Origin of the sequence: Stenotrophomonas maltophilia group sp. Smal32, from assembly GCF_030237085.1 — a bacterium.
Lineage (GTDB): Bacteria > Pseudomonadota > Gammaproteobacteria > Xanthomonadales > Xanthomonadaceae > Stenotrophomonas > Stenotrophomonas maltophilia_Q.
This window is the reverse complement of sequence record NZ_JASJSI010000215.1, coordinates 1-1423: the sequence shown is the minus strand read 5'-3', so window position 1 is coordinate 1423 and position 1423 is coordinate 1. Positions and strand designations below refer to the sequence as shown.

Annotated in this window: 1 protein-coding gene; it reads left to right on the top strand. The window is 71.3% G+C overall.

What is annotated here, in order from left to right:
• Positions 1 to 115 precede the first annotated feature (115 nt).
• On the top strand, positions 116 to 991 hold the full coding sequence (locus tag QRO91_RS22395) for a LysR family transcriptional regulator (protein WP_049431524.1): 876 nt from the start codon (positions 116 to 118) through the stop codon (positions 989 to 991).
• Positions 992 to 1423: the final 432 nt, after the last annotated feature.

Below are 1423 nucleotides of genomic sequence, written 5' to 3'. Positions count from 1 at the left end.
GCAGGGACGTTCATGGCACGGCAGCGCTGGAGAGATGGGGCAAGCGTGCGCCGGAGACGATGACCTGTAAAACGAATAATATGGGCGAAACCTACCTATCCAGCGGGTAATTTCCATGCGCCTGACCCTGCGCCAGCTGCAGGTCTTCGTCGCCATCGCCGATCACGGCAGCACCACCGCCGCTGGCCAGGCCATCGCGCTCTCTCAGTCGGCCAGCAGCGCCGCCCTGCAGGAGCTGGAGGCACACTTCGGCACCCCGCTGTTCGACCGCATCGGCCGCCGCCTGGCGCTGAACGGGCACGGCCGCGCGCTGCTGGAGCCTGCACGCACGCTGCTGGTCAACGCCGCCGATCTGGAGCGGCAGCTGGCCGCCGGCGGCGACCCGGGGCAGGGCGCACCGCTGCGACTGGTGCTGGCCGCCAGTACCACCATCGGCAACTACCTGTTGCCGCCGCGCATCGCCGACCTGCTGCGCCAGGCGCCGCAGGCCGAGGTCGACCTGCGCATCGACAACAGTGCCGGCGTGGTCGCTGCCGTGCAGCGCCTGGACGTGGACGCCGGCCTGATCGAAGGCCCGTGCCACGAGCGCGGCCTGCAGGTGACCGCCTGGCAGCAGGACCCGCTGGTGATCGTGGCTGCCGCCGATGCCCCCGCCAGCTGGTCACTGGACGAACTGCGCGCTGCCCGCTGGCTGCTGCGCGAGCCCGGCTCCGGCACCCGCGAAGCCGTCGAACAGGCGCTGCTCCCGCACCTGCGTGGCTTCGCCCAGACCCTGCAGCTGGGCAATACCGAAGCGATCAAGCAGGCCGCCATCGCCGGCCTCGGCCTGGCCTGCCTCTCGCGCCACGCGCTGGAAGAACCCTTGGCCCTCGGCCGCCTGCGCGTACTCGAGACGCCGCTGCCCGCCCTGCAGCGCACCCTGTGGCTGGTGCGCCACCCGGGCAAACAATGGCTGCCGGGGTTGCAGGCGTTGTTGGGGGAGGTGGGGTAAGCCATCAGATTCCAAGTCGATTCCATCCGTCGACAGTCCCTGCAGCGTTCATCCACGCATGGCGTGGATCTACCGTGTCGACCAAGGTCGACACCCACCTGAGCGGAATGCCGTTCCGACAGACAAGGTCGACACCCACCTGAGCGGAATGCCGTTCCGACAGACAAGGTCGACACCCACCGGAGCAGAATGCAGTTCCGACAGATTGCGGAAATCTGTCGAAGGCGGGGTGGGGGGGGGGGGGGGGGGGCCGGGGGGGGGGGGGGGGGGCGCCCCCGCCCCCCCCCCCCGCGTTTTTGGGGGGGCGGGCAGAACACCACCCCCCCCCCCCCCCCCCACCCAACCCCCCGCCCCGTTGTTGGGGGGGGTGCGGTGGGGGTGGCGGGGGGGGGGGGGCCGCCCGCCCCCGCCCCCCCCCCCCCAGAATTATCA